Origin of the sequence: Actinopolymorpha alba DSM 45243, assembly GCF_000373925.1 — a bacterium.
GTDB classification, from domain to species: Bacteria; Actinomycetota; Actinomycetes; order Propionibacteriales; family Actinopolymorphaceae; genus Actinopolymorpha; species Actinopolymorpha alba.
The window spans coordinates 1-1,961 of record NZ_KB892723.1; the positions used below are offsets into that span (position 1 = coordinate 1).

Annotated in this window: 1 protein-coding gene; it reads right to left on the reverse strand. The window is 62.1% G+C overall.

Annotated elements, in window-relative coordinates; all coding sequences use genetic code 11:
• Positions 1 to 268 precede the first annotated feature (268 nt).
• Positions 269 to 1,594 carry an IS256 family transposase gene (locus B141_RS0106330; RefSeq protein WP_420313576.1) on the reverse strand — a complete coding sequence of 442 codons (1,326 nt, stop codon included), beginning with the start codon at positions 1,592 to 1,594 and terminating at the stop codon, positions 269 to 271.
• Between the last annotated feature and the right edge of the window lie 367 nt (positions 1,595 to 1,961).

Below are 1,961 nucleotides of genomic sequence, written 5' to 3' on the forward strand. Positions count from 1 at the left end.
ATTTCGGCTTCGATGTGCAGCCGCAGCAGCCCGGCCCGGAGTTTCAACACCTCAGGGAAGATCGCCTCATCCACGGTGGCGCGGTCGGCTGGGGGTAGGAGGGTGAGCCGGTCGACGATCGTCCGCACTCGGAGAATTCGAGTTCGCCGCGTTCCAACGCCTGCCGGGTGTTCGGCAGGTCTGTCAACGCCAAGGGAGCGTGTCAAGTTTTCTGTGTAAGTTCGGGCGACTTTTTCTCCTGACTATTGTTACTGGGTGTGATGGTTGGTTAGATGGGGAGCCGGTCGCCGAAGCGGACGGCGAAGGCGTTCAGAGCGGCCTTCCAGCCGTAGGTGCCGGTGCCACGTTCACCCTTGGCCCGGATGCGGCCCTCGCCGTCGATGTGGCGTCCACTGATGTTACGGATCCCCAGATACAGCAGCTTCATCGCGGATTCTTCGCTCGGGAAATGCCCGCGCGTTTTAGTGATCTTTCTCAGCTGATAATTGATGGACTCGATCGCGTTTGTCGTGTAAATCACCTTCCGTATAGCGGGGTGGAATTCGAGGAACGGGATGAACCGGTCCCAGGCCCTTTCCCACACATCGACCAGCCCGGGGTATTTCTTTCCCCACTGCTGGCGAAGGTGCTCCAGTGAGGATTTCGCAGCCGCCTCGTTCACCGCGGTGTAGATCGGCTTCAATGCTTTCGCGACGGCTTTTCGGTCGCCGTAAGAGACGAACTTCATCGAATTGCGGATCAGGTGAACCACACAGGTCTGCACGATCGCTTTCGGCCAGACCGTGCCGATCGCCTCGGGCAGCCCTTTCAGCCCGTCGCAGCACACGATGAGTACGTCCTCGGTGCCGCGGTTGCGGAGCTCGTTCAGCACGCTCTGCCAGTACGCCGCACCCTCGCCATCAGACGGGCCGATCCACAGGCCCAGGACGTTCTTCACACCCTCCACGTCCACGCCTGTGACGATGTATGCGGGCCGGTTGGACACCACACCCTCGGTGCGGATCTTGACCATGATGGCGTCGATGTAGACGATCGGGTAGACCCGCTCGGTCGGCCGGTTCTGCCACGCGGTGATCTCATCGGCGACCACATCGGTGACCGACGAGATCAGCTCCGGGCTCACGCTCGCCCCATACACCTCGCCCAGATGCGCGGCGATATCGCGGGTGGTCATTCCCCGCGCATACAACGACAAGATCATGTCATCGATCTGCCCGATCCTGCGCTTCCCTTTCGGCACGATCTTCGGGTTGAACTCACCATTTCGGTCTCGAGGAACATCGACCCGCACCGGCCCGGCCGAGGTAATCACCGTCTTGGACGAGAATCCGTTCCGCGAATTCCCCGACCCATTTCCCGCCGGGTCACCCTTGACATAGCCGAGATGATCTTCCATCTCCGCCCCGTATGCCCGCTCGATCACCGCCTTCGTCAACGCGTTGATAAGCCCATCCGGACCGTCCAACGACATCCCGGCCTGCTCGGCATCGGCCAGGATCTGATCGATCCCTGCCGGCGAGACAAGCTCGGCCAGCCGCCTCGCAGCCGCCTGCTCCGGCAACTCCACCGGACCCGGCGACAGCCCCGACGGCAGCCCCTGCCCAGACCCCTCGGCCAGCGCCTCGCTGACCAGCTCCTGAACCGAGGAAGACTTCCCAGACTTGCTCACGCAGAGTGTCCTTCCTAGCAAGGCGGACCCCTGTCCGCCTCCTGGTCAGGTCACCCGTACTTACACAGAAGATCTTGCACCCCCCGCCAAAGGCGATGAGCATGAACTGATCACTGCGGTAGTTGGTCCACCCCAACATCGGCGCCAGTAGCTCAGCCGCACGCGGCTCCGGCTGAGACGAGCGTTCCGCCTCATCGTCCTTGAAGCAGGGCGGGCAGTGCGCCAACACAGCAGTCACAGCAAGACTCAAAGACTCGCCCCAACAGGCGATCTTCCGCGCGGCCTGAAGCAA